Source organism: Streptomyces viridifaciens (genome assembly GCF_001888885.2).
GTDB lineage: Bacteria > Actinomycetota > Actinomycetes > Streptomycetales > Streptomycetaceae > Kitasatospora > Kitasatospora aureofaciens.
This window is the reverse complement of the sequence record NZ_CP090841.1, coordinates 3,902,647-3,925,973: the sequence shown is the minus strand read 5'-3', so window position 1 is coordinate 3,925,973 and position 23,327 is coordinate 3,902,647. Positions and strand designations below refer to the sequence as shown.

Here is a 23,327-nt window from a genome sequence, read left to right as displayed (position 1 = left end):
CGGACTCTCTGACCGAGCCATCGCATTCGCCCCCGCTGGGCACTGCTGCTCTGGCAGGGTGCTCTTCATGGCTGTGTCCGACAAGACCCGCAAGATCATCTGGTGTGAAGCAGGCGGCCGGTGCGCAATCTGCCGGGTCCAGGTCGTCACACCCGGAACTGACTGCGACGACCCCTCGGTCTTCGGCGAGGAGGCCCACATAGTTGCCCGCTCGAAGGGCGGGCCGCGAGCTGGCGGGCTAGACGAAGCGTCTATCCACAGCCATACGAACCTGGTCCTGTTGTGCAACAGGCATCACAAGCAAATCGATGACCAACCAGGTCACTTCACGGTGGAGCGGCTACGCGAGATCAAGGCCAAGCATGCCGCGTGGACGCGCTCGCTCGGCGAGGCCACGCCAGGCCGGCTGAGGCTGGTACCCGACCCGGCGTTTCCGCAGCCTCGGGTCCTGAAGCTGATCACGCGTGGGAACCCGCTGTGGAACATGATCAAGCCCAGCGTGACCTTCGAATATGCGCTGCCGGATCACCTCCCCGAAGAGGACGAAGACCTCATCCTGGAGTTCCTGGGCCTGGTGCAGGACTACTGCGACATTGCGTCCGAGCTGCACAGCGTGCGTGAGAATCGCGAGGCCGAGAAGGACTTGCAGAGCTACCTGAGCCAGCTCGCCGAGCGCAACTTCCTAGTGGGCGCCTTCGTGCGCCACATGCTCCTGACCGATAACTCCGATCAGGAGGGCACGCCATGGCCCATGCTCCGCGTCGAGGTCCAGCCAGCTTCAGACGCCACGATCACGGACGAGAACGGCAAGCCCTATCCCAACAAGCAGCCGAACGCGGGAGCACCTGACGAGGAGCAGAGCGCATGACTGAGCGGACAATCTACCTCGACCCCGATCGACACGACCCCAGTTCTCGGAGGATCAATGTCCGAGCCCACCGTTGGTACGCCACGGTCGAGCTCGACCGCGATGGGTATGTCGATGCATTGACCCGGCGGGGAGACTCCCCAGATCTACCCACCGCCTATACGGAGGCCGTCACCAGGGCGCAGAACACGTCTATCGATCGAATCTGGTACGACGGGTACCCGGGCAGCTTCTCGTGGGGCAGCGGACCGTGCTGGATCACTCTGCCCGCTCCCCTTACCCAAGTCAGAGCCGCAATCGAAGCGCTGCGCAGTGCTGAGCTCGACCACGACTACAGCGAACTCCATGCCCTCGCTGAGCGACTGGCACTCCCTGTCGAGGAGTGGATTGCTCCCGGCGAGCGAGAACTGGTCCGCGGCATCGACTTCTCCGTACCACCCAGTGTGTTTCTGCGCTTCCTACGTGCCAAGGCCAAACGGCACGGAGTGCGCCTCAACGGCCGGGCAACCCCAGACAGTGTGTGGGTTCGCCCAACACTGCCGCTCGCCGAGAAGCAAAAGCGGGAGCTGTCTCCCGAACAGCACCCTGGCTGGGTGGACCGATGGACCGGATACGTTGAGCCAGAGGATGCGCCTTACCGACCGTGGGTGGGCGGCAGAGGACAGAACCTCAGCCACCGCGCAACGCCTGTCCAGTTCCAGCTTGTACAGACACCGAGTGGCAGCAAATGCCCCTGCGGGATGACCCTGCGCGCTCCTGAGGACGGTGGAAATGAACACGCCGCCCACCACGCGATGTGGGCGATCGGCGTTCGGGCACCCAAGAACCTGGACTGGTGGGGCGACCTGGCCGTGGTGACGACCGAGTCGCCAATCGCTTGGCGGAAGCTGACCTACCAGGTGGGGCGTATGCCTCAGAGAGAGAATGGCTACGACGCCAACTCGTGGTCACACCTTCGTGAGCCTGAGCAGACCCCGGACAACGTACGCGCATACCTGCTGCACGCCAACGGATACGTCATCGGCTACCTGGCGACCCACGACGTCCGAAGGCACCACTTCTGGGACCTACTCGATGAGTCGGAGAACGGCGATCAGGACGACACTCTGCGTCCGTGCATCGACCTGATATGGGTGGCGGACTCCCATCGCCGAAAGGGCGTTGGCGCGACGCTCGTACAAGCCCTCGCAAACGACTCCGGGTGCGAGATTACCGATGTGTCCTGGTCGACCCCGGTCAGCAACGCCGGCCTGCGCCTCGCACGCCGGATCTCGCCCGGGGGCATCTGGATCAGCTGATGCACCAAATCGACCGGGCCTCCGAGGCCCACGAGCCCCTCGACGTCATCCCGGGTTGAGCCTCAACCGCGGGTCTTACAAAGCCAAGCGTGGCCTGCCCCACGAACACGGGGCAGGCCACGTCTTCGCCGGGTCTACCAGTCGTTGGTGTCACCGTACTTGCCGGGATTCTGAGCCCGGTCGACAGCTTGGTCCTTGGCCTGGGCATACGCCTCGGCAACCGCGTCCCTGTCCGTGCCGCGCACCTGGGCCTCCACCAACTGGTCGGTTCCCGGCCGGCGGGTGGTACGCCAGGAGACCGGACGGTCGGTGTAGAGGTCGGGCTCGAAGTCCCAGGCCGTGACGGCCCATTGCTCGGGCATTGCGAGGTCAAGGCGCTCGCCACCCGGGCGGTACGCCGCGAACGCGTGGAAAACGACCCGGCGGTCGGGGAGTCGGTCGCGTACCGCGTTCAAGCCGCCTGGGCCCTCGCGCTCCCACTTCTCCCGCTGCCACTCCTGCACCTCCCCAGTGCGGCCCGGCTGTTCGGAGCACCACTGATCGACCACCGTCTTCGCGTGGACACGGTGCAGAAACGGGACACGGCGCCCATCCAGGTGCGCGACGAACAGCACTGACGGGTCTGGGACATGCTCGATCTCCGACTCCGCCGCGACGGGCTCAACCAGGCCGTCGACCGGGACGTCGGCGGGCTCCGGAGCGGCATTGCCCTGGTCCACGGCTGGCCGAGTGGGCCAGAGCAGCCCGTCGACCTTGGCCGCGGTCTGCTGCAGCACCGGGCTGGTCATGTGCTGGTAGCGCCGCCGCATCCGGGCGGACTTGCCGGGCTCCCAGCCCATGATGGCGTCGACCACGGCGTCCGGGACGCCGAGGATCAGCAGCACCGTGGCGGCTGTGTGCCGGGCGTCGTGGAGGCGGCCGTCGCGGACCTGAGCGGCCTTCAGCAGGTCCTTCCACCGGTGATAGTCGGTGTTGGGGTTGAGCGGTTCGCCGACCTCAGACGTGAAGACGTACCCCTTCTCGACCCACAGGTCACGGGCCCGTTGGCGCTCGCGCTCCTGGGCGGCCTTGTGCTGGAGCAGGAGGTTCATCAGCTGCTCCGGCACACCGATGGGCCGCTTGCCCGCCTTCGACTTGGTGGACTTGGTCTCGCGCCGCGTCTGGATCTTCTTCGGGCAGTACCCGGGCTTGCGTCCGCAGCGGTCGCCGCAGCCGTGCGCGTAACGGGGCCGCAGCCGACCGCGCCGCACACGGATGACGCCAGCTACGAAGTCGACGTCCTCCCACTGCAGTCCGAGTACCTCGCCCTGCCGGAGCCCCAGTGCGAGAGCGATGACCCACCGCGCGGTGTTGCGGACCTTACCCGCCTCGACCAGGAGCTGCTGGACCTCCTCGATCGAGTAGGGCTCGACCTCCTCCTCGTCCAGCACCGGCGCCTTGGCGATCGTCGCCGGGTTCTCGGTGATGTGCTTCCGACGCACCGCCTCGTTCAGCGAGGTCCGAACCGTGCGATGGACCTGGTGAGCGGTGCCGGCAGCGCTCCCGGCGTCCTGCATCTTCCGGTAGAAGCGTTCGAGGTGCTCAGGTTCGAGCTTCTCCAGCCGGTGGGCACCGAGGCCGGGTATGAGGTGGTGGTAGACGGCGACGCGGTAACCGTCGATCGTGTTCTCGCCCACGCTGGGGGCCGCGATGTTCTCGGCCCAGTGGGTGAGCCAGGTCTCCACCGTCCACTTCTGGCCGGCCTTGGGCACCTTGCCCTTGTCGCGCTTGGCCTCCAGATCGCGGACCGCCTTGGTCACCTCGGGCCGGGTCTTGCGGGAGACGTGCCGACGGTCCGGGTTGCCGTCGTCCTTGACGCCGACGGTGACGTAACCGTGCCACCGTCCGTCCTTGGCCTGGTAGATGGTCGAGTCGCCGTTGGGCTTGCGGGACTTGGTCATGCGGTCCCCCTCAGGCCGCGAGCGCGACGGTCGAGGCAGACACCCGTGCACGGGCGGCCACGTACTCCTTGAGCGCCTCAGCGGGCACTCGGCGGAGGCGGCCGATCGTCACGGACGGAACCTCACCGGAGGCGACCAGGGCGTACATGGTCGTTCGGCCGATGCCAAGGCGACGGGCGGCTTCTTCGACCGTGAGGGCGACGAGCGTCAGATCGGCCGCTTCTTCGTGCGAGTTGGCGACGAGGGCGAGGAGCTGGCCCTCGGTGAGGTCGAGCGCGCAGGCAAGCCGCGCGAAGGACAAGGGAGTTTCGGGCATGGGTGTTCCTCCCGGCGGCGCTTTCGGCTATGCGCCGCCGTTGTCGGTGTTCCAGGGATGGGCAGTTGAGTTATGGGACCGCGTGGCGACCTCCGGCGTTCGTAGCGCCGAGGGCTGCGGTGGGCATGGCTGGTCGAGGGTTCTGCGGGCTGGCTGGGCCCGCATTCAGACCGGCGGAACGGGACGTTAACTGCTAATTCCGGCCGCACCAAACCGCCGATTGCCCGGCATGATGCCAGTCGTTATCGGATCGGCGGCGGAGTTGGCATGCGGAATCAGCAGACGGCAACAGGGCCATCGAGCAGTCAGAGCAAGCTGCGGCGTCGGCGGACTATGCCTCGGCGCTCGGATCGGCAAGACCTTCAGGCCCAGGCGAGCCGGACGGAGAGTCGGGCAAGCGGAAGTCATCACCAGCCGCGTCGGCCACCACCCGGTTGACCATCGCCCTGATGAGCTCGGCGACGTTCGGGTGGGCGCGGCCGTAGGCGTCGAGCGCTTCCCGGGCCTGGTCCATCTCCTTACGGGCGGCGACCGACTTCTCCCAGCTCGCGGCGAACTCGGACATCAGCTGCTTCACCTGGGCGTTCGCGGCGATCTCGGGCGGTCCGACCAGGTTGTCTAGGGAGACGTCGAAGACCTTGGCGAAGCCGATGGCCTCGTCCAGGTTGACCCTGCGGCGCGGTTCACCGCTCTCGATGCGCCAGACCGCCGACTGGTTGAGCGGGTAGCCGGCGTCGGTCAGACGGTCGGCGAGCGTGGCGGTACTCCACCCGCGTGCCTCGCGCTCCAGCTTGATGCGCCGCGCGACGTTCTCCTCCCCTTCCAGACGTTGTCGACGTTCCCCGTCGGCCACGGCCAACCCTCCTTGCATCGTTGCTAAGCCCATTTGCAATGCGATTGGCACGAGGCTAACGTGATGCAAGACGAAACGCAACTGATCCAGACCGGATCAGCGTGTCGGGCCAGCCACCCGGCACCGAACGCAAAGGGCCCCCGGCGCTACGAACACCGGGGGCGAAGCAGAACCTCGTAACCGCCCATCCCTGGAACAGTCGACAACGGAGGAGCCGGGTAGCCGCCCGAATCCTCCAAGTGAGGACACCGCTGTGGACAAGCCTACGGCCCCGCCGCCAGAGCCGTCATCCCGCGACCGGCGGCGGGACCACCGCGCGTCGAACCCCTTCCCGGTGCTCGCGGAGCCCGTCTCCGGGGAGCCGCCGCACAACGTCGACGCCGAACAGGCGGTCCTCGGCGCGTGCATGGTGAACCACCAGGCGGTCGAGAAGGTCAGGGGCACGCTGGACGCCAGCGACTTCTACCGGCCCGCCCACGAGACCATCTGGCGCGCGATCCTCGCCCTGCGCTCCGAGGACGCCCCGACCGATCCCATCGCCCTTACGGACCACCTCCAGGGCACGGGCGATCTCTCCCGCATCGGCGGCGCTTCCTACCTCCACAAGCTCGTCGCCGTCGCGCCGCCCTCGGCGGACAACGCCGACTACTACGCGCAGATCGTGCGGCGCGACGCCCAGCTGCGGACCCTGCACTCCACCGGCATCCGCACCGTCCACCACGCGCTGACCCCCGGCGCCGATCCGGACGAGATTCGCACAGCCATCGAGACGGAGATCCGCGCTGAACGCGAACGTGCCCTGGCGTCCGGCAGCAGCCGTCTGGCCCGCTACATCGTCAACGGCTGGGACTTCGTCACCAAGACGGGCGCGGACAAGCAGCCTCTGTGGGGCACCCGTGAGCAGACCGCTTGGGCCTCCGGCGAGAGCCTGATGATCGTCGGCGCACCGGGCGTCGGCAAGACCACTTTGGCCCACCAGGTCATCCTCGCCCGTCTCGGCTTGCAGGCCACTGTCCTCGACCTGCCCGTCGCCGAGGGAGAACGCGTCCTCTACCTCGCCATGGACCGACCCCAGCAGATCGCCCGCGCCATGGCCCGCCGCATCACCCCGGCCGATGAGGTGCTCCTGCGCGACCGCCTCGCCGTGTGGCAGGGACCGCTTCCCGCGACCCTCGACAAGGAGCCCGACCTCCTCGCCGAGCTCGCCGCCGCCCACCGCGCCGACACCATCGTCATCGACAGTCTCAAGGACGCGGTCAGCACCCTGGTGGACGACTCCCTGGCCGTCGCCTTCAACAACGCCCGCATGCGCGCCCTGCGCTCAGGGGTCCAGATCATGGAGCTCCACCACCAGCGCAAGGCCGCTGCCGACGCACCGCGCGGCATGCGGCCGACGCTGGACCGGGTGTACGGCTCGACCTGGCTGACCGCCGGGGCGGGCAGTGTCCTGTTCATCGCCGGAGAGGCCGGCGACCCGGCGGTCACCATCCACCACCTCAAGACCGTGACCGGCGAGATCGGCCCCCTCCCGGTCATCCACGACCACCAGCGCGGCACGACCTACGTCGAACCCACCCTCGACCCGGTCACCCTCCTGCGCGCCGCGACGGACGGACTGACCGCCCGTGACCTGGCGACTGCCCTGACCGGCGAGGCCAACCCTGACCGTGCCGACATCGAAAAGGCCCGCCGTCACCTGGACCGCCTGGTCAAGAGCGGACTGGCGGTCAAGAGCGAGGGCACCGCTGGCGGCATCGGAGGCGGTCAGCAGGCCCGGTACCGCCCGTCCGCTCGGCACATCACTGCCGTGTCCTGACCGCCTCGCGGTCACTGGACTGACCGAGGACAGCGCGCTGACCGCTGTCCTCGGTCAGTGCGTTGTCCTGACCGAGGACAGTGTCCGGCAGGTCGGTCAGCCGGTCACTCTCGCTGACCGGAGTGACCGGGCAGGTCAGCGTCCTGCTGAACGCACTGACCTGCTGTCGGGACAGCACCGACCGAGGCCGCTAGCACCGGTCACCACGCGAATCACCAACCACCCGGGGGCAGCGGCAGGACGTGGTCTCGTGCACGGGGCCGTCCACGCAGCCTCCTCGCGACGAGCTTGGCGAACTCCGCTCACGTCGTCCACGGGGAAGCAGAAATCGCAGGTAGAGCGATCACAGAGTCGTACACGCCGTCCACGCGGCCCAGCGTTCACGCGCGAGCCCCCCTCTAGAGGGGGGCTCGCGTGTACGCACCAGCGTGAACGCCCCATCGGCCAAGCCTCGGTCAGGCCGTCTGAAGCCGGAGCAAGTTGTGGGATAAGCGATGCTTACCCCGGCACCGCCAAGGCGGAGCAAGTTGTGGGGCAAGGAGTCCTTACCCCGCCTGCCCCTTGGAGGAGCAGTTGCCCTCGCCCAGGGGTGCGAGGGCAACGCAGCCGGTCGCCGAACGAGAGCCCGGATCCTCCCCCTCGGTGGCAGCTTCCGAGCGGGAGGATGTCCGACCAACGTCACCCCCTCACACAGGGGCGACCGACCATCCGTAGCGGGAGAAAGAGGGACCTCCATCGCGGTAGGCGGCCAGCGCCTGCACGGAGGTCGGGAAAGCGGGCTCCGGGAAGCGATCCGCCTCGACCCACTGGGCGGCCAGGTGTTTGTCCGGCTCGGTGTTGGTCAGTTCGCCGGTCCACCGGTCGGTGGCGAAGACGAAGAGGACGAACTGCCCGGCCTGGTCAAAGCCCTGCTCGACGTGCATGACGTGGACGAGTACGAGATCGGCCGAGTCGACGAGCAGGCCGGTCTCCCCCTTGAGCTCGCGGGCGGCGGCCTCGTCCAGGGCTTCACCGGGCTCGACCTTGCCACCAGGGACGGTCCAGGCCGGCTGGGGGGACCAGTTGCGGGCGGCGTAGAGCACGGCGGCGATCGTGTCGGTGTCCTGGTCGTGGACGATCACGCTGACCGCGTTGCGGCTGTTCATCACGCTGGTAGTGGTCACGGTGCCCACTCTTTGTTGAAGTGCCGGAGGATTTCGGTGTCCGGTCGGGTGGCTGAGACTGGCTCCGCAGCTAGGACGGCATGGGTGCTCAGCGCCCGAGCGTGAGCCGGTCGGCGTCTGTGCGCGAGAAGACCAGGTCGGTCATGTGCTCCGGGGTCTCGGTGCATCGGGCAGGCGGCTGCGGTCGGCGCATGGCCTGGGGGTAGGTGGCCGGGTCGTAGTCATTGGTGAGCGTGTAGGCGTGGAAGCCGTGCTCGCGCAGGCTGTCGATGATCCCGGCGGCGCTCTCGCCCTGCTTGGCCAGGAGCTTGGGGGTGACTTCCACGACCAGCTCGACGTCCTCGCGCAGGTGCGGCAGCGCGGGCAGCAGTCCCCTGATCGCCGCCGCCTCGGCGCCCTCCACGTCGATCTTGATGACTCGGGCGGTGTCGAGTTCAGCCGGACCCAGGAGTTCGGTGAGCGGCGCGGCCGGCACGTGGAAGGTGGTGTGGACGCGGCGGGGCCGGATGGCGGTGGTGTGACCGAGGTTGGCCGGGTCCTCCAGGTAGAGGGTCAGCGTGCCGGTGAGGTCGGAGGCGGCGGCGCGGACGGTGCGGATGTTGGCGCGGTGGTTGGTGGTGGCCGCGATGGTGAGGTCGTCGTGGAACTGCGGGGTGGGCTCGATGGCGACGACTCGGCCGGTCGGTCCGACTGCGTGGGAGGCCAGGAGGCTGAACGCGCCGCGGTGGGCGCCGACGTCGATGAAGGTGTCCCCGGGCCGCAGGCGGTCCCGTAGGAAGGCGCTCAGGTTCGGCTCCCACTCGCCGAAGAGGTACTGGTAGCGCTGGATGACGTCGCTGGTGGTGACGGTGACCAGGTCACCCGAGCGCAACCGCGAAGTGGTGTGGAGGGGACGGGATCGTAGGTGATCGTCGAGGAAACGGTCGACGAGCTGGGCCTTGCCGACTGTTCCGGGCGCGTGGCGGACGTAGGCCCGCAGCAGGCGGGCGAGGGCGGAGGCGGGCACGCGTGACTCCTTCAGATGGCGGAGGGTGCGGAACGCGGTTCCCGGAGACGGCCGTGGTGGCAGACTTGCCGGTGAACGCTGGTGATGGTGAGGGGAGTTGTCGGTGGCCGAGAGTGCTCCGGTGGTGTTCCTGCTGGTGGGGCTCACCGGTTCGGGGAAGACGACCTACGCCCAGCGGGAGCTGGAGCCGCAGGGTGCAGTGCGGCTGTCGGTGGACGAGGTCGTCCACGAGCGGCATGGCCGGTACGGCGTCGACTATCCGGAGAACACCTACTTCGAGAAAGAGGCCCCGGTCGTCGCCGAATTGCGCTCCCGGCTGGTCGAACTGGTCTCCGAGGGCCGGGACGTGGTGTGGGACCAAGGGTTGTGGCCGCGCAAGGACCGCGAAGCGATGAAGGAGCTGGTGGAGTCGGCCGGCGGTCGGTGGCGGCTGCTGTACTTCCCCGTCGATCGGGACGAGCTGCTGCGCAGGCTGGCCGAGCGCAACCAGCGAGGGGACGCGAACGCGCTGATCGTGACCCCTGAGGCTCTGGACGACTTCTTCGCGCGCTTCGAGGCGCCTCAGGACGAGGGCGAGGAGATCGTGGAGCCGGGCTGGCTCTGACGGGGCGGGCGCCAGGCGGCATGGATCTGGGCGGCTTCGGTAGCCCAGTCGTCGGGCAGGCGGTCGAGGGTGACGTGACGGAAACCGAGTCGGGGGTCGGAGACGTCGATGCGGCCGTGGTGGCGGTCGATGTGCTGCAGCAGGCGGGTGGCCTCGTTCCGGACGGCGGGGCTGTGCTCGGTCCAGCCGCCGGAGGCGAAGCGGTCGACCCGGCGCCGTAGGTCGTCCAGGACGCCAGCGCGCCACTTGAAGTGGTGGACGCACGCCAGTGTGTGAGGGTCGGGCCTGCGGCCGGGGGCGCGGTGGTTGCCGGAGGCCACGGCGACATCCGAGAGCGCGAGGACGATCTTGCGGGGGTCACCCTGGAGGAGGCGGTGGGTGAGGTGGCCGCCGAGCGGGAAGGCGCGGTCGAGTCCGGTCTCGGGGCGCCAGAGGGCGAGTCGGCCGTCAGCGGCCACGCGGTCGAGCATCAAGCCGCCCACCACCGCCCAGCCGTTCTCTTCGGCTGCCTCGGTGATCTCGCCGAGTGGGGCCGGGTAGGTCTGGAACTCGTCGGAGTCGGCGAGCAGGTGCCAGCCGGGGCCGGCCTGCTCCCGCAGCGCGTCGCGCAGTTCGGTGTTGGTGTGCTCGTGCCACGGTCCGGTGCTGACCTGGCCGGTGGGGAGGCCGAGGCTCTGAGCGGTGTCCAGTAGCTGGCGGCGCCAGGCGTCGGGGACGTGCTCGGCGAAGTGGAAGGCGAGGCGGAAACGCTCGACGCCGAGCGCGCGGTAGTGGGCGGTCCAGGCGGTCAGCAGGGCCGGTTCGACCGGGCCGATCACGGCGACCAGGGTGGGGGGAGCGGGCGTCATCGGTACTCCTTGACCAGGTCGGCGTATGTCTCGGTGAGGTAGGCGGCCTGCTCGGAGGCCGGGAGCATGTCCAGCACCGCAGGGGCCCGCGACCCCGGCCGGGCGGGCGGCCCGTCCGCCAGCTGGTCCAGGATCTTGGCGAGGGCGCCCGGGTCGCCGGCCGGGAAGAGCTGGGCCCAGGGCTGTCCGGCCAGCCGCTCGGTCAGGTCCGGGTCGTGGTCGGAGACGACCAGGGGGACACCGAGCCGGGCGGCGTCCATGACCAGCCCAGACTCCTTGCCGGTCCCGGGACGCCGTGCCACCAGGGCGGCATCGGCGGCAGCGTAGACGAGCCGAAGGACGTCCTCGCCGACCGGGCCGGGCACGGTGTGGACCCGAACGAGGGGCAGGCGGTGCCAGCGTTCGAGTACCGCGTCGTCCAGCGGAGTGCCGCAGACCAGGACGTGTAGCGGCTTGGTGAGGCGGACCAGGGCCGCGTCGACGGTGGCGATGTCCTTGTAGGGCCACCAGCCGCCGACCAGGCAGACCGCCGTCGCCGAGTCGGGGATGGTGAAGGCGGCGCGGGCACCGTCGCGCTCGGCGGCGGTGAGAGGCCGACCGTCGTCGACCGCGAACGCCCGCACCCGCCCTGGGAGGTGGGGGAAGGCCGGGGCGAGCCGGTCGCGGACGGCGGTGGTCGGGTAGAGGGCGACCAGGTGCTTCTCGCTCCGCCGGGCGAGCCGACCCAGCAGCCGGACGGGCGAGTCTTCGGTGGTGACCTGCTCGTGGATGAACCGCAGGTGCGGGGTGCCGCCGAGCAGGGCGGCCAGGCCGTGCAGGGCTTCGCTCGCGCTGAGGATCACCACGGCCGCCGGCTGAGGGGCGAGGCGGCGGGCGGTACGCAGGCATCCGGCTTCGATCAGGCAGCGCGCGACCAGGGTGACCTGGTGCGGCAGCCGGCGGAGCGGTAGCGGCCAGCGCCGTGAGCGGAAGGCCCGCTTGCCAGCGGTCGATACGCGTTCCGCCGCGCGTGCTGCGGCCAGCAGGGCCTTCGCCGCCAAACCCACCGGTCCGGCGGCGATGCAGGAGCCGGCCCGCAGCAGCAAACCGGGCCCGTCTGCGATCCCCTGCGGGGTGATGACCACGGCACCCGGGCGGGCGGCGGCGAGTGCCGTCAGCGTGCGCTGGTGGTGCCCGCCGCCGAGGTGCGCCTGCGGCTCGATCAGGACCAGCGGCCCGCAGCGGGTGCTCATCCGGCGACCGCCTGCTCGCCGTGCAGCGTGATGAAGTGCCGGTGCAGCCAGGGCGGGTCGTTGAGCGCCTCGAAGCGCTTGGGGTCGCGGGCCGCAGTGCGGGCGAACTCGAGGCCGTCGCGGGCCCCGGCTGCCGCGTACTCGGCGAAGTCGCCGTCCTTGCTGGCTGTCCAGGCGTCGATGCGTTCCTGGGCGGAGGCGTCGGTCATGCCGTACTCGCTGCCGCGCGCGAGCATCGCGCACTCCCGGAAGCCCGCCTTCCAGGCGTGGAACGGGGTCTGGTTGAACAGGGTGGTCCCGGCGGTGTGCTCGCTGAACTCGACCCGGCCGGGCAGCGCGGCCAGCACGTCGACGGCCTGGCCCATCTCCCGCAGTGCGCTGGTGCGGATCAGCTTGAGGCCGCCGTAGCCGTAGGTGAGCCCGTTGACCGGGTTGACGGCCCGCCAGACCCGCATCGACACGCCCGCTGCCAGCGGCTCCACCGCGCTGGCGGGGAAAGCGGGGTCGATGGCGAAGTCGCCATCGGCGAGGAAGAACTGGTCGGTGTCGACGAGTTCGGCCGTGAGCCGGTAGGCGCGGCGCATCCCGCATACCCCGTGCAGACGCTTGACGGTTCCGCCCAGCACACGGGCCAGGCGGGTGTGCAGGGAGTCGGCCAGCGGCTCGTCGTAGGAGAGCAGGACCGCGTCGAAGCCGGTCACTTGATCGCCTCCAGGTAGCGGGCGGCCACCGCAGCGGGCGTCAGGTCCGTGGTGGAGGCGTGCGCGCGCTTGGCGTGCACCAGGTAGAACTCGGGTTCGGTGGCGAGGCGTTCGGCGATCCGGACGGCCTGATCGTCGGTGTCGAACACCAGCTCCGGGTCGAGGTGCTCGGCCAGCCAGCCGATGCGCGGGCCGATCACCGGCAAGCCCATCGCCTGGCAGTCGATGACCGACATGGACCAGGGGCAGCCGGGCCGGAACGGCGCGATGCCGAAGTGAGCGCCGGCCAGCAGGTTGCGGTAGCGGACGCGGTCGCCGCGGTCGGAGGTGATGGCGATGCCGTCCACGGCCGCCAGCTCCTCCAAGTTCCGCTCGGGGCTGGGATCCAGGCGGATCCGCTCGGCGCTGCGGGTGCCGAACAGGTCCATCACGGCCAGCCGCACCGGGGCCTCAGCGACGAGGTGGCGAGCGAGCTGGGTGAACCGGGCGGTGCCGTAGTGGGCGTACAGGCGGTGGTTGTAGATGCCGACCGCCCGGCCCTCCGGCGGGGTGATCTCGGCAAGGTCGCGGACCAGGCGCACGTCCCTGGGGGCGGGGACCACGTGCAACTTCTCGGTGAGCTCGACGCCGGTGCGGGCGGCGGCAGCGGCGGCCCACGAAGCGGCGGTGCCGGAGTGGACCAAGACACGGTCGCAGGCCGCGAGGCCAGCGGCGAAGGCCAGCAGGACGCTGCGGCCCAGCCCGCCGTCGTCCATCGCGGGGTCCAGCGCCAACTGGCCGGTGCCAGTGAAGGAGAACGGCAGGTAGTGGCAGTAACCGACGATCCGCGCGTCCACTCCTGCTTCCAGGAGCGCGGCGCGGATCGCGGGGGCGGCCTCGATCTGGTTGGCCACGACCACTTCGGGCTGCTGGCGGCGGAACAGCCGCACCAGGGCGCCGACGCCCGGGTCGAAGCGGGCCCGGTACTTGGTCGCGGGCGACGTGGTCCGCTCGAACTGCACGCGGTCGTCGCCGGCCGGGACGGGAGCGGCCACGGTGACCTCGACCCCGGCGTCGGCCAGGGCCGGGGTGAGCATGTCGGCGAAGGTATAGCCGGAGTCGGCAGTCAGCTGGCTGGAGTTGGAGACGTTGAGCAGGTACAGCAGGCGCATCGCTTGAGTCCTCCCTCTCTCGGCCCGGGTGTCGACCCGGGCTGGCAAAAGAAGGAAACCGGCGACCAGGACCGTGACAGAATGATGAATCGAGATCACTCACGGTTCATTCATCTCATCCAGCAGCCAGGGCGGGGGCCTTGATGGACGAGCGCGACGACAGCCCGACCGTTGAGCAAGCCGCCGAGGCGTTCGCAGCGGAGGTCTCGTACTGGCGCGAAGTGCGCGGCCTGTCCAAGCGGGGGCTCGCCCTCAAGATGGGCTTCGACCCGTCGTACGTGAGCCACGTGGAGTCCGGCCGGCACAAGCCGACCGAGGACTTCGCACGTCGCTCGGAGGAGACCCTCAACGCGGGCAAGGCCATCTGGAAGCGCTGGCTGGACTACGAGACCGCCAAGAACGGAGCGGCCCCGGCTGCGGCTCCGCCAGCCCCGCGCCGCCCCGAGCAGCCGTACGCGACGGGCTCAGCGATCATCGTGGCGCACGACGGCGCGCGCCTGGACTTCGACGGCTCCCAGTACCGGCTGACGATGCGCCGGCTGTTGCGGAACAGCGGCAGCGAGCCGATCACCCGCTACTTGATCCGCATCAGCGTCGACCGCTACCCCGGTGAGCCCGAGCGCTCCAACGCCCACTACCGCGAACACCCGCTGACCTGGGACGAGCTTGCACTGACCGCGACATGCCGCGGGGAGGCGATGAACTGGCAGACCAAGCACGACCGCGACGCGTTCAAGGAGGTGTGGCTGCTGTTCGAGAACGAGCAGGGCCGCTTCCCGCTCTACCCGGGCGAGGAGGTCTGGATCGAGTACGCCTACTCGGTCGGCGAGGAGAAGTGGGGCCGCTGGTTCCAGCGCGCGGTCCGCCTGCCCACCGAGCACCTGGAAGTCGAACTCGTCTTCCCCGTCGAGCTCGACGCTGCGGTGTGGGGCACGGAGACGTCCATGACCGCCGAGGCGGCACCGTTGCGGACTGCCCCGATCCGGCGTGAGGAGGATGGCGTGCGCGTCTTCTCCTGGAGCACCTCCACACCGGCCCTCCACGCCCGGTACCGTCTCGAATGGCGGTTCCGGGCCCGACCCGAACGCGACACGACCCAAGGGGAGTTCAGGTGATTCAGGTGCGGCCCAGCGAGCAGATGCGTGACCTCGGCGTCGTCCAGGAGGGCGAGCCCGTACTCGCCGAGGCTGCCCGAGCGTTCGACCTGCCCACCGAGCGCGAGGCCGCCGAGCAGGTCATCGAGAAGCTGTTCACCGCCATGGAGCGCATCGGCCAGGTCCACCCCTTCGCCAAGGGTATGGGCATCGCCGCACCCCAGATCGGCTTCAGCCGCGCCGCCGCCATCGTCCAGCCGGTCGGCCCGGACACCCCGCCGATCGTCCTGTTGAATCCGCGGATCACCGACTGCTCCATTGAGACGGACGAGCAGTTCGAAGGCTGCCTCTCGTTCTTCGACGTCCGTGGCGTAGTCCCCCGTCCTCTTCGGATCACCGTGGAAGCCACAACGCTGGACGGCCAGTTGACCACCACAGCCTACGAACGAGGCCTCGCCCGCCTGATTCACCACGAGATCGACCACCTCGACGGCCTTCTCTACACCGCACGCATGCCTGACGGCGTCGCCCCTGTCCCTGTCGAGCAGTACCGACAGACAGGTCAGGCGTGGGCTTACGAGCAGTAAGCGCCCTGTATTACCAACCAAAGGACAATTCAGCGCAACATGTGAAGGGGATCCACAACCAGAGCATGCTCGCGAAGGGAAGTGCATGAACAGGGAATCGGCCAGCACCGTCCAGAAGGTGGACCGGCCCACATCGCTGGTCCCGTTCACCCGGGCCAGTCACGAACACATCCAGCCCATGTTCGATGTGACGCAAGCGCTAGGCACAAGCTCAGCGGCTATGGGCTCCTGGGACGTGCCCTCGTACGGCTACCTTCGCAGCATCATCCTGGACGTGCAGGCGACCAATGGCGCCGGTACCGACGTCACCATTACCGAGGACTCGCCGTGGAATATCATCTCGGAGATCACGCTCCTTGATGTTAATGGCGCCCCTGTGGTCGGACCTTTCAGCGGCTACGACCTCTACCTCATTAACAAGTGGGGTGGAGCAGCAGGTGCAAATTCAGATCCTAAGGCGTCGCCGATGTACTCGGCAGCAACCCCCACCGGCGGCAATTTCCGGTTCTGCATGCGCGTTCCCGTGGAATTATCAGCCCGGGACGCTCTGGGCGCGCTACCAAATCTGAACCCCGCATCCCCGTGGAAGCTGCGCATCACCTTGGCAGCCGGTTCCACCATCTACGGAACCGCGCCGAGCACCCTTCCGATTGTGCGGATCCGTGCACACCTGGAGGCGTGGGGCCAGCCCCCGCAGGCCGATCCTAACGGGCGTCCCACCGCACAGAACCCCCCGGCGATCGGCACCACATCGTACTGGTCCAAGAGCACCATTAATGTAGCCAATGGTTTCAACACCGTACGCCTGCCGCGAATGGGCTCGCTCATTCGTAATCTGCTGTTCGTTTACCGCGACAGCAGTGGTTCCCGAGCGAATGGCGCGGAGCTATTCCCGGACCCATGCTCAATCTACCTGGACACCCGTCTACTCAAAACGTATGGCCGTGACCTGTGGCGTCACGAGATGTACCGAAAGACGAACTACTACCAGGAAGCCGAGTCTGTGAATGGCCTCGATAATGGGGTTTTCGTAGAGGACTATTGCCACGACTTCGACGGCAAGATCGGCGCGGAGGTACGGGATCAGTATCTCAGCACTACACAGTCCACACGTTACGAGCTCTCCGGCCTGTTCACTGGATCCGGTTTTCTGACCGTCATCACGAACGATGTGATAGTTCCTTCTGAAATCTTCATGGACTGACCTATAGAACAGCTCACAAACCTCGCCTCCGCAAAGACGGAGGGCCTAATCACGACGTTCCGTCATTCCGTTGACCATTCTGCGGGGCGAATTTCCGGGGCTTCGGCTCACAGCGGCAACTAGCGCCCAAGCCGATTTTCCCAGCGCCGAACCTTGAGGGCCTTACCGCGGATAGGATTGCATCCTGGGGCACGAACTGCTCTGGCATGCCAATCTGCCGATGGACTTCACATCGGTATGGCACCAGTCGCCCGGCAGCCGCTCTTCGTACCGGCTGTAGCACTTATCACAGCGCCCGCTATCGCTGAGACGCGGGCAGCTGATTCAGCCTCATTGGCTGCTTGATCCACTCCAGCCAGCCCCAGTCCCTCGCCCAGCAGTTCGCTCCACCGTAGGTCAGGACGAGTGCCAACCACGCCGAACACCGTTCGGGATGGCTGGAAAGCGCGTTTGAGACAATCCCTTACCAGTTCAAATCTCGTAACCTCTGCCAACCCAGAGGGCTTGGACCGTACAAGCGGCCTGAGCCCCTAGCGATCTCCATCTCAGTCGGCCGTTTCCGGCGCCAGGCCGGCGGCTGCGGCCAGCTGCCCCAAAACAGACCGCCAATCTTCTCCGTAGCCCCATCCTGGATCGGGTCCATCACATGCTGTTAGCGCCTGGCCGTGGAGGTGGACGCCCAGCTCATGGTGGCCGCCCCGATCCACTCCGGGATCTTCAGCAGGAGCAGCACCGCGCCGAGCGTCGTGCAGCCCCGGAACGCCGAAGCCAGAGCAGGCAGCGCCTTGGCCACTCCGTCGCTGCTCAGCTCGCCGAGCGGGAGTTGGAGCCTGAGCTCCCAGGAGCCAGCATAGTAAGCCAGGCAGTCTTGAAAAACGGCCCGTTTGCAGCCTCTTAAGTGGTTTCATTGTTGCCTGATGATGTGGACCGGGGCCGGGTCCGCTGTTCGGCAGCAGCCAGAGCGCCTTCGTGCATGCTGCCCGGTCCGCCTCGGCAACGCTCGGGGCAGGAGCTGCCAGGACCTCTCACCCCGATCGCAGGTGAGGCGCGAGCCTTCGGGGAGTGGAGCGGGAACGATGGCATCAGTAGAACAGCAAGTGAAGAGCGCCGACAGTGTGATCTGCCAAAACCTTGTCAACCTCGTAGGCGACCGGGGCTTCCTCTCGCAGAACGTGCTGGGGCAGCTCCGGAATCTCGTCGAGGGGCTTGCTGTCTGGGCGCACCTCGGCGATCGCTCGACTGAGTTTCACTATAACCAGGTCGGGCCGGCCTTGGATGCTGTCAGAGCGCTTGCCAAGTTCAGGCTCCTGAGCAGATTCCATGGATTGCTCCAGGCCAGCGTCTCGCACTACACGCTGGATCGCGATCCGTCTGAGCGGTTGATGCTGAAGTACTACGAGTACCTACTCCGCACACGCGACCTGGCACAGGATCTCCTCGGAATCAAAATCCTGCACAACATCGAACAGTTTCCAGTCGATCTCGACCCCTCATTGCATGAGTACTACGAGAGGATTGCCGCCCGCATCCAGCGGCAAAGGACGGTATCGTCCTCAAGTGCACGTCGCGAGCGGTACTACATTCACAGCTCGCGCCCCTTCTTCATCTCCGGCCGCATCTACTACGAAGTGACGTTCTATCTCGCCCACAATCGCACGAGTAAGTTCGATCGCATCATTGGGTTCACCGACATCGACGTCACCGACAAATATGCGGCCAGTCTGGAGCTGGCCAGCGACACGATCGAGGTCCTCGGACAGACGATGCCGATCACGCTGATCCGGTCATGGGAGGTGTCAATCCGGCCGTGTGAGTTCGACAATTTCGCTCGCCTCTTCGACGCCTCTCACGGAAAGGTCAGAACGTCGAATTCCGAGTACCGAAACCTGATGCGGTACCTCACGACAACACGATCAAGCCTGCTTGATCTCATGGATATGACCGACGCAGCATACGGCTCGTTCCGCTCCTGGGTGCTAACCGGAGCCCAACGAGATGCGATCATCTTCCCCGTCCTTGACAGCGCACGATCAATCATTCGCAACGACCAGCCAGGTTCTCGTCTTTTGCGGTACCTCATGCTGCGGATGAACAATCGTGTTATCAAGGCACAGTTCGATGCTCACCAGTGTTCTGCACTCTCCGGGCTGCGCGTTTCCTGGAGTTGCAAGCCCTTCGACACGATGCCATTCTGCACATCACCGCGCGGACACAACCCGCGCTTTGGGGACCTTGCCGAGAGTCTGGACGCGAGGACCCGACCTCACGAGCTGCTGGCCAGACGAGTCCGGAGCAATGTCGAGCAGCACGGTGTGATCTATACGCCAGCAGCCGACCTAGAGGACCTCGGCGACGTCGACGATCTGATCGCGCGCCACAATCGGATGCTGCCACCCACTGAACGGCACAAGCCTCGGAAGCTGGCTCATGAAAACGGGCACGTGTTCATCGTCGGATACGAGGACGACACCGTCTCGATCATCAACAACCTCCGAAAGATCTCTGCCAGTGGCGTCTCTCACCACAGCAGCGATGTACAGGCATGGATTGATGCGAACCCAGGTGCCATCGATGACCCTTTGAAGGCCAAGGCACTGACGGAATTGTTTGAGCACTCGAAGATCGCCCTCGTCTACGGTGCAGCCGGCACTGGGAAGTCAACGATGGTGAATCACATTGCAAACTACTTCAGTGGCGCACGGAAGCTATTCTTGGCACACACTAATCCGGCGGTCGACAATCTGAAGAGGCGAGTGCAAGCGCCGAACGTCGAGTTCAGCACGATCAGCAAGCACGTACGCAAAGGTACGTCGTCGCTCGGCGCAAAGTACGACGTATTGGTGATCGATGAGTGCAGCACAGTAAGCAACGCAAGCCTGCTCGATGTGCTTGAGATGACATCCTTCGATCTGCTCGTACTCGTTGGCGATGTCTACCAGATCGAGTCGATCGAGTTTGGCAACTGGTTCAGCATCATCCGGTCGTACATCCCGAGCGAGTCCGTCTTCGAACTTACAGAGCCCTTCAGGACGACCGATCAGAGCCTTCTCACGCTATGGGACAGGGTGCGGAACCTGGACGACCGCATCGAAGAGTCGCTCTCCAAGAATGGCTACTCTACGGTTCTGGGAGACTCGCTGTTCCAGCATCGAAGCGACGACGAGATCGTGCTCTGCCTAAACTACGACGGCCTGTACGGAATCAACAACGTCAACCGGTTCCTACAGGCGAGCAACCCGAATCCCGCTGTGGCGTGGAGCGAGTCTACGTACAAGGTCGGAGATCCCGTACTCTTCAACGAGTCCGATCGGTTCAGCCCGGTCATCTTCAACAACTTGAAGGGCAGGATCGTCAAGATCATTCGCATGCCCGGCCGTATCATTTTCGATGTGAATCTCGAACGGGATTTCACTGAAGCCGATGCAATTTTCTCAGGTCTGCGCTGGGCAGGAGACTCGACGGTCCAGTTCGATGTCTTCGAACGTGGCGACAGCGACGATGACGATGACTCGGTCACTACCATGGTGCCGTTTCAGATCGCTTACGCCGTATCGATCCACAAGGCACAGGGCGTTGAGTACAAGTCAGTCAAGGTCGTTATCACGGACGCCAACGAGGAAAGCATCTCCCACAGCATCTTCTATACCGCGATCACCCGCGCTCGGGAGCGTCTCGAAGTGTTCTGGACTCCAGAAACACAGCATCGAATCCTGAGTCGTCTCGCAGTGCGCGAGAACACGAAAGACGAGCATCTGATGAAGATCCGCCGAGGTTTGGCCCCTGTTGAGAAGCGACCGAAGCGCGGTAAGACGCGCCAGCTGCCATAGACACGAGGTTGGAAGCAGAGGCCAGCAGTCGATTGCTGGCCTCACCTTCGATGCGCTCGGTCGGATCGCAGCGATCATGGTCACGATAGGCGGGCACTGAACCGCACAGAGTGAAGCTGTCGCCCACGACCAGCGGCGATCGACGCCAGCGTGGTTGCAGTTCTGGTTGCGTTCACCCTCGTCCACCGCCGTTCGGAAGTCAGTCGGCGGGCTGCTCCGCCGCAGGTCAGGACGCCTACGGCCGTCCCTGGACAGCCAGACGAACATTTGGAAAGCGTGTTGGGGGCAACCCCTCACGAGTTCGAATCTCGTATCCTCCGCCTTCGCCCGTCAGGGCAAACGAAGGCCCCGACCGGGTCCCGGTCGGGGCCTTCGTCGTGTCCCGTCTCAGTTTCCGTCTCAGTCGGCCTTCTCGGCGACGGGCGAATTGTGACCGCTGAACGGCGGATGAAACGGGACCCACCGGAGTAGATCCGACCCTTCTTGCGATCGTCTGATCATCCTGATCCCCATCGAGGGTCAGGAGGAGAGGGTGATTCCCGTGGAGGACTGGGCTGAGATCCGTCGACTGCACCGGGCCGAGGAGATGCCGATCCGGGCGATCGCCCGGCACATGGGCATCTCGAAGAACACGGTGAAACGGGCCCTGGCCACCGACCGGCCGCCGGTCTACCAACGCCCGCTGAAAGGCTCGGCCGTGGACGCGGTCGAGCCGGCCATCCGCGAGCTGCTCAAGCAGACCCCGACGATGCCCGCCACGGTGATCGCCGAGCGGATCGGCTGGCAGCGCGGGCTGACGATCCTCAAGGAACGCGTGCGCGAGCTGCGACCGGCCTACCTGCCCGTCGATCCAGTCTCCCGCACGGTCTACCAGCCCGGTGAGCTCGCCCAGTGTGACCTGTGGTTCCCGGCCGTGGACATTCCGCTCGGCTACGGCCAGTCGGGCCGACCGCCGGTGCTGGTGATCGTCTGCGGGTATTCGCGGGTGATCACCGCCAGAATGCTGCCCTCCCGCCAGACGGGCGACCTGATCGACGGCCACTGGCGCCTGCTCACCGCTTGGGGAGCCGTCCCGAAGACGCTGGTCTGGGACAACGAGGCGGGCGTCGGCAAAGGCAAACTGACCAGCGAGTTCGCCGCGTTCGCCGGCCTGCTCGCGGTCAGGATCCATCTCTGCCGGCCCCGCGACCCGGAGGCGAAGGGCCTGGTCGAGCGCGCGAACGGCTACCTGGAGACCAGCTTCCTGCCCGGACGCACGTTCACCGGCCCCACCGACTTCAACACCCAGCTGACCGCCTGGCTGCAGATCGCCAACCGGCGCCGGCACCGCTCGATCGACGCCCGTCCGGTGGATCGCTGGGAGAGCGACCGCGCCGCGATGCTCACCATCCCACCCGTCGCCCCGCCCAACTGGTGGCGCTTCCACACCCGCATCGGCCGCGACCACTACATCCGCGTCGACACCAACGACTACTCCGTCCACCCCCGCGCCATCGGCAAGACCGTCATGGTCCGCGCCGACAACGAGGAGATCACCGTCATCGCCGGCAACGACATCGTGGCCCGCCACACCCGCTGCTGGGCCAAACACCAGAGCCTGACCGACCCCGAACACGCCGCCGCGGCCGACCTCCTGCGCGGCGAGGTGATCCACCAGCAGGCCGCCCGCGTCGCCACCGCCCGCACCGCCCTCCTGGCCCCCGACAGCCTCGGCATCGAGGTCGAACAACGCGAACTCGGCACCTACGACCGCATGTTCACCCTCATCGAGGGCGGCGCCGGAAGGGAGGAGGGCGCCTGATGGCCCGCACCACCACGACCGACGCGGTCAAGCCTGATAGCGAGGCGGCCCGCACCGGCCGGCAGACCGCCGCCGACCTGGCCTTCCTCGCCCGCGCCATGAAGGCCCCCGCCCTGCTGGACGCCGCCGAGCGCCTGGCCGAACGCGCCCAGGCCGAGTCCTGGACCCACCTTGAATACCTCGTCGCCTGCCTGCAGCGCGAGGTCTCCGCCCGCGACAGCCACGGAGGCGAGGGCCGCATCCGAGCTGCCCGCTTCCCCGCGATCAAGACCATCGAAGAGCTGGACGTCACCCACCTGCGCGGCCTGACGCGCCAACAACTGTCCCATCTGGGAACATTGGACTTCATAGCGGCCAAGGAGAACGCGATCTTCCTGGGGCCGCCGGGCACCGGCAAGACCCACCTCGCCACCGGTCTGGCCATCCGGGCCTGCCAGGCCGGACACCGGGTCGCGTTCGCCACCGCCTCCCAGTGGGTCGACCGCCTCGCCGCCGCCCACCAGGCCGGCCGGCTCCAGGACGAACTGGTCAAGCTCGGCCGCTATCCGCTGATCGTGATCGACGAGGTCGGCTACATCCCGTTCGAGGCCGAGGCCGCGAACCTGTTCTTCCAACTCATCTCGAACAGATACGAAAGAGCCAGTGTGATCGTCACCTCGAACAAGCCCTTCGGCCGCTGGGGAGAGGTCTTCGGCGACGAGACCGTCGCCGCCGCCATGATCGACCGACTCGTCCACCACGCCGAGGTCCACTCCCTCAAGGGCGAGTCCTACCGCATGCGGGGCCGCGAACTCGGCCGCACCCGCACCACCGACAACGACTGAACAAGACCACCGACGACGCGAGGGTCAGAACTCAACCGTCCAAAGTGGGTCACGGTTCAGCCGCCGCCGACAGGCCTTTTCGGGGGCCTGTGAGCCGTCCCCCTCGGCGTCCTTGACCACCTGCCGGATGAAGCCACCCCGGGGCGTCACCCAGCCGACCGAACAGGCCAGCCGGTCGGCCGCCGGCCGACCGG

At 67.0% G+C, this 23,327-nt stretch carries 20 protein-coding genes; 10 read left to right on the top strand and 10 right to left on the bottom strand.

Annotation, left to right across the window (positions count from 1 at the left end; translation table 11 throughout):
* Nucleotides 1-67 precede the first annotated feature (67 nt).
* Nucleotides 68-868 (top strand): HNH endonuclease, encoded by an 801-nt coding sequence (locus tag BOQ63_RS24565; RefSeq protein ID WP_072654975.1) that lies wholly within the window; start codon nucleotides 68-70, stop codon nucleotides 866-868.
* Entirely contained in the window at nucleotides 865-2,166 is a 1,302-nt protein-coding gene (locus BOQ63_RS24560; protein ID WP_107488544.1) for a GNAT family N-acetyltransferase, read from the top strand. Before BOQ63_RS24565 ends, BOQ63_RS24560 begins: the two co-directional genes overlap by 4 nt.
* Nucleotides 2,167-2,300: 134 nt before the next feature.
* On the opposite strand, the gene BOQ63_RS24555 is transcribed toward BOQ63_RS24560, so the two are convergent.
* From BOQ63_RS24555 to BOQ63_RS24545, 3 genes are all read right to left on the bottom strand, one after another.
* Nucleotides 2,301-4,106: a tyrosine-type recombinase/integrase gene (locus BOQ63_RS24555; protein WP_072654973.1), complete on the bottom strand. Its 1,806-nt coding sequence runs from the start codon at nucleotides 4,104-4,106 to the stop codon at nucleotides 2,301-2,303.
* Nucleotides 4,107-4,116: 10 nt separating this feature from the next.
* The gene (locus tag BOQ63_RS24550) at nucleotides 4,117-4,422 is read right to left on the bottom strand and encodes a helix-turn-helix domain-containing protein (protein ID WP_072654972.1); all 306 of its coding nucleotides are present in this window, start codon (nucleotides 4,420-4,422) and stop codon (nucleotides 4,117-4,119) included.
* A gap of 331 nt (nucleotides 4,423-4,753) precedes the next feature.
* Nucleotides 4,754-5,275, bottom strand: coding sequence for a helix-turn-helix domain-containing protein (locus BOQ63_RS24545; protein WP_107488543.1), 522 nt, complete (start codon nucleotides 5,273-5,275; stop codon nucleotides 4,754-4,756).
* Between the two features lie 253 nt (nucleotides 5,276-5,528).
* Between BOQ63_RS24545 and BOQ63_RS24540 the strand changes: the two genes are divergently transcribed.
* The gene (locus BOQ63_RS24540) at nucleotides 5,529-7,091 is read left to right on the top strand and encodes a DnaB-like helicase N-terminal domain-containing protein (RefSeq protein WP_223886035.1); all 1,563 of its coding nucleotides are present in this window, start codon (nucleotides 5,529-5,531) and stop codon (nucleotides 7,089-7,091) included.
* Nucleotides 7,092-7,777: 686 nt separating this feature from the next.
* Here BOQ63_RS24540 and BOQ63_RS24535 read toward each other — a convergent pair.
* A complete protein-coding gene (locus tag BOQ63_RS24535) occupies nucleotides 7,778-8,254 on the bottom strand; it encodes an NUDIX domain-containing protein (protein ID WP_072656350.1) in 477 nt (158 codons plus the stop codon).
* An 88-nt stretch (nucleotides 8,255-8,342) separates the two neighbouring features.
* Entirely contained in the window at nucleotides 8,343-9,260 is a 918-nt protein-coding gene (locus BOQ63_RS24530) for an FkbM family methyltransferase (RefSeq protein WP_072654969.1), read from the bottom strand.
* A gap of 103 nt (nucleotides 9,261-9,363) precedes the next feature.
* Between BOQ63_RS24530 and BOQ63_RS24525 the strand changes: the two genes are divergently transcribed.
* A complete protein-coding gene (locus BOQ63_RS24525) occupies nucleotides 9,364-9,864 on the top strand; it encodes a P-loop nucleotide/nucleoside kinase family protein (RefSeq protein ID WP_191093588.1) in 501 nt (166 codons plus the stop codon).
* Here the strand turns inward: BOQ63_RS24525 and BOQ63_RS24520 are convergent.
* The 4 genes from BOQ63_RS24520 to BOQ63_RS24505 are packed head-to-tail and all read right to left on the bottom strand — an operon-like array spanning nucleotide 9,822 to nucleotide 13,796.
* On the bottom strand, nucleotides 9,822-10,712 hold the full coding sequence (locus BOQ63_RS24520) for a hypothetical protein (RefSeq protein WP_072654968.1): 891 nt from the start codon (nucleotides 10,710-10,712) through the stop codon (nucleotides 9,822-9,824). The two genes, BOQ63_RS24525 and BOQ63_RS24520, sit on opposite strands and share 43 nt — an antisense overlap.
* Nucleotides 10,709-11,944: a glycosyltransferase family protein gene (locus BOQ63_RS24515; RefSeq protein ID WP_072654967.1), complete on the bottom strand. Its 1,236-nt coding sequence runs from the start codon at nucleotides 11,942-11,944 to the stop codon at nucleotides 10,709-10,711. Before BOQ63_RS24515 ends, BOQ63_RS24520 begins: the two co-directional genes overlap by 4 nt.
* Nucleotides 11,941-12,645 (bottom strand): hypothetical protein, encoded by a 705-nt coding sequence (locus tag BOQ63_RS24510; RefSeq protein WP_072654966.1) that lies wholly within the window; start codon nucleotides 12,643-12,645, stop codon nucleotides 11,941-11,943. The genes BOQ63_RS24515 and BOQ63_RS24510 overlap by 4 nt, the downstream gene beginning before the upstream one ends.
* Complete coding sequence (locus BOQ63_RS24505) at nucleotides 12,642-13,796, bottom strand: glycosyltransferase (RefSeq protein WP_072654965.1); 1,155 nt, start codon at nucleotides 13,794-13,796, stop codon at nucleotides 12,642-12,644. Before BOQ63_RS24505 ends, BOQ63_RS24510 begins: the two co-directional genes overlap by 4 nt.
* A 143-nt stretch (nucleotides 13,797-13,939) precedes the next feature.
* On the opposite strand from BOQ63_RS24505, the gene BOQ63_RS24500 reads away from it, so the two are divergent.
* The 3 genes from BOQ63_RS24500 to BOQ63_RS24490 all read left to right on the top strand — a co-directional run bounded on the left by BOQ63_RS24500 (nucleotide 13,940) and on the right by BOQ63_RS24490 (nucleotide 16,681).
* Nucleotides 13,940-14,911, top strand: coding sequence for a helix-turn-helix domain-containing protein (locus BOQ63_RS24500; protein WP_072654964.1), 972 nt, complete (start codon nucleotides 13,940-13,942; stop codon nucleotides 14,909-14,911).
* A 5-nt stretch (nucleotides 14,912-14,916) separates the two neighbouring features.
* A complete protein-coding gene (locus BOQ63_RS24495) occupies nucleotides 14,917-15,477 on the top strand; it encodes a peptide deformylase (RefSeq protein ID WP_223886034.1) in 561 nt (186 codons plus the stop codon).
* An 85-nt stretch (nucleotides 15,478-15,562) separates the two neighbouring features.
* A complete protein-coding gene (locus tag BOQ63_RS24490) occupies nucleotides 15,563-16,681 on the top strand; it encodes a hypothetical protein (RefSeq protein ID WP_143174770.1) in 1,119 nt (372 codons plus the stop codon).
* A gap of 652 nt (nucleotides 16,682-17,333) precedes the next feature.
* Here the strand turns inward: BOQ63_RS24490 and BOQ63_RS24485 are convergent.
* Complete coding sequence (locus BOQ63_RS24485; protein ID WP_167395778.1) at nucleotides 17,334-17,474, bottom strand: hypothetical protein; 141 nt, start codon at nucleotides 17,472-17,474, stop codon at nucleotides 17,334-17,336.
* Between the two features lie 283 nt (nucleotides 17,475-17,757).
* Between BOQ63_RS24485 and BOQ63_RS24480 the strand changes: the two genes are divergently transcribed.
* The 3 genes from BOQ63_RS24480 to istB all read left to right on the top strand — a co-directional run bounded on the left by BOQ63_RS24480 (nucleotide 17,758) and on the right by istB (nucleotide 23,133).
* Entirely contained in the window at nucleotides 17,758-20,508 is a 2,751-nt protein-coding gene (locus BOQ63_RS24480; protein ID WP_072654961.1) for an ATP-dependent DNA helicase, read from the top strand.
* A 532-nt stretch (nucleotides 20,509-21,040) separates the two neighbouring features.
* Nucleotides 21,041-22,309 (top strand): IS21 family transposase, encoded by a 1,269-nt coding sequence (gene istA / locus BOQ63_RS24475; protein WP_072652949.1) that lies wholly within the window; start codon nucleotides 21,041-21,043, stop codon nucleotides 22,307-22,309.
* Nucleotides 22,309-23,133, top strand: coding sequence for an IS21-like element helper ATPase IstB (gene istB / locus BOQ63_RS24470; RefSeq protein WP_072652950.1), 825 nt, complete (start codon nucleotides 22,309-22,311; stop codon nucleotides 23,131-23,133). The genes istA and istB overlap by 1 nt, the downstream gene beginning before the upstream one ends.
* Nucleotides 23,134-23,327 lie beyond the last annotated feature (194 nt).

Bases quoted from the DNA above. Each gene is read 5' to 3' on its own strand.
- BOQ63_RS24565 (WP_072654975.1), top strand. From the start codon at position 68: ATGGCTGTGTCCGACAAGACCCGCAAGATCATCTGGTGTGAAGCAGGC.
- BOQ63_RS24560 (WP_107488544.1), top strand. From the start codon at position 865: ATGACTGAGCGGACAATCTACCTCGACCCCGATCGACACGACCCCAGT.
- BOQ63_RS24555 (WP_072654973.1), bottom strand. From the start codon at position 4,106: ATGACCAAGTCCCGCAAGCCCAACGGCGACTCGACCATCTACCAGGCC.
- BOQ63_RS24550 (WP_072654972.1), bottom strand. From the start codon at position 4,422: ATGCCCGAAACTCCCTTGTCCTTCGCGCGGCTTGCCTGCGCGCTCGAC.
- BOQ63_RS24520 (WP_072654968.1), bottom strand. From the start codon at position 10,712: ATGACGCCCGCTCCCCCCACCCTGGTCGCCGTGATCGGCCCGGTCGAA.
- BOQ63_RS24515 (WP_072654967.1), bottom strand. From the start codon at position 11,944: ATGAGCACCCGCTGCGGGCCGCTGGTCCTGATCGAGCCGCAGGCGCAC.
- BOQ63_RS24505 (WP_072654965.1), bottom strand. From the start codon at position 13,796: ATGCGCCTGCTGTACCTGCTCAACGTCTCCAACTCCAGCCAGCTGACT.
- BOQ63_RS24500 (WP_072654964.1), top strand. From the start codon at position 13,940: ATGGACGAGCGCGACGACAGCCCGACCGTTGAGCAAGCCGCCGAGGCG.
- BOQ63_RS24490 (WP_143174770.1), top strand. From the start codon at position 15,563: ATGAACAGGGAATCGGCCAGCACCGTCCAGAAGGTGGACCGGCCCACA.
- BOQ63_RS24480 (WP_072654961.1), top strand. From the start codon at position 17,758: ATGGCATCAGTAGAACAGCAAGTGAAGAGCGCCGACAGTGTGATCTGC.
- istB (WP_072652950.1), top strand. From the start codon at position 22,309: ATGGCCCGCACCACCACGACCGACGCGGTCAAGCCTGATAGCGAGGCG.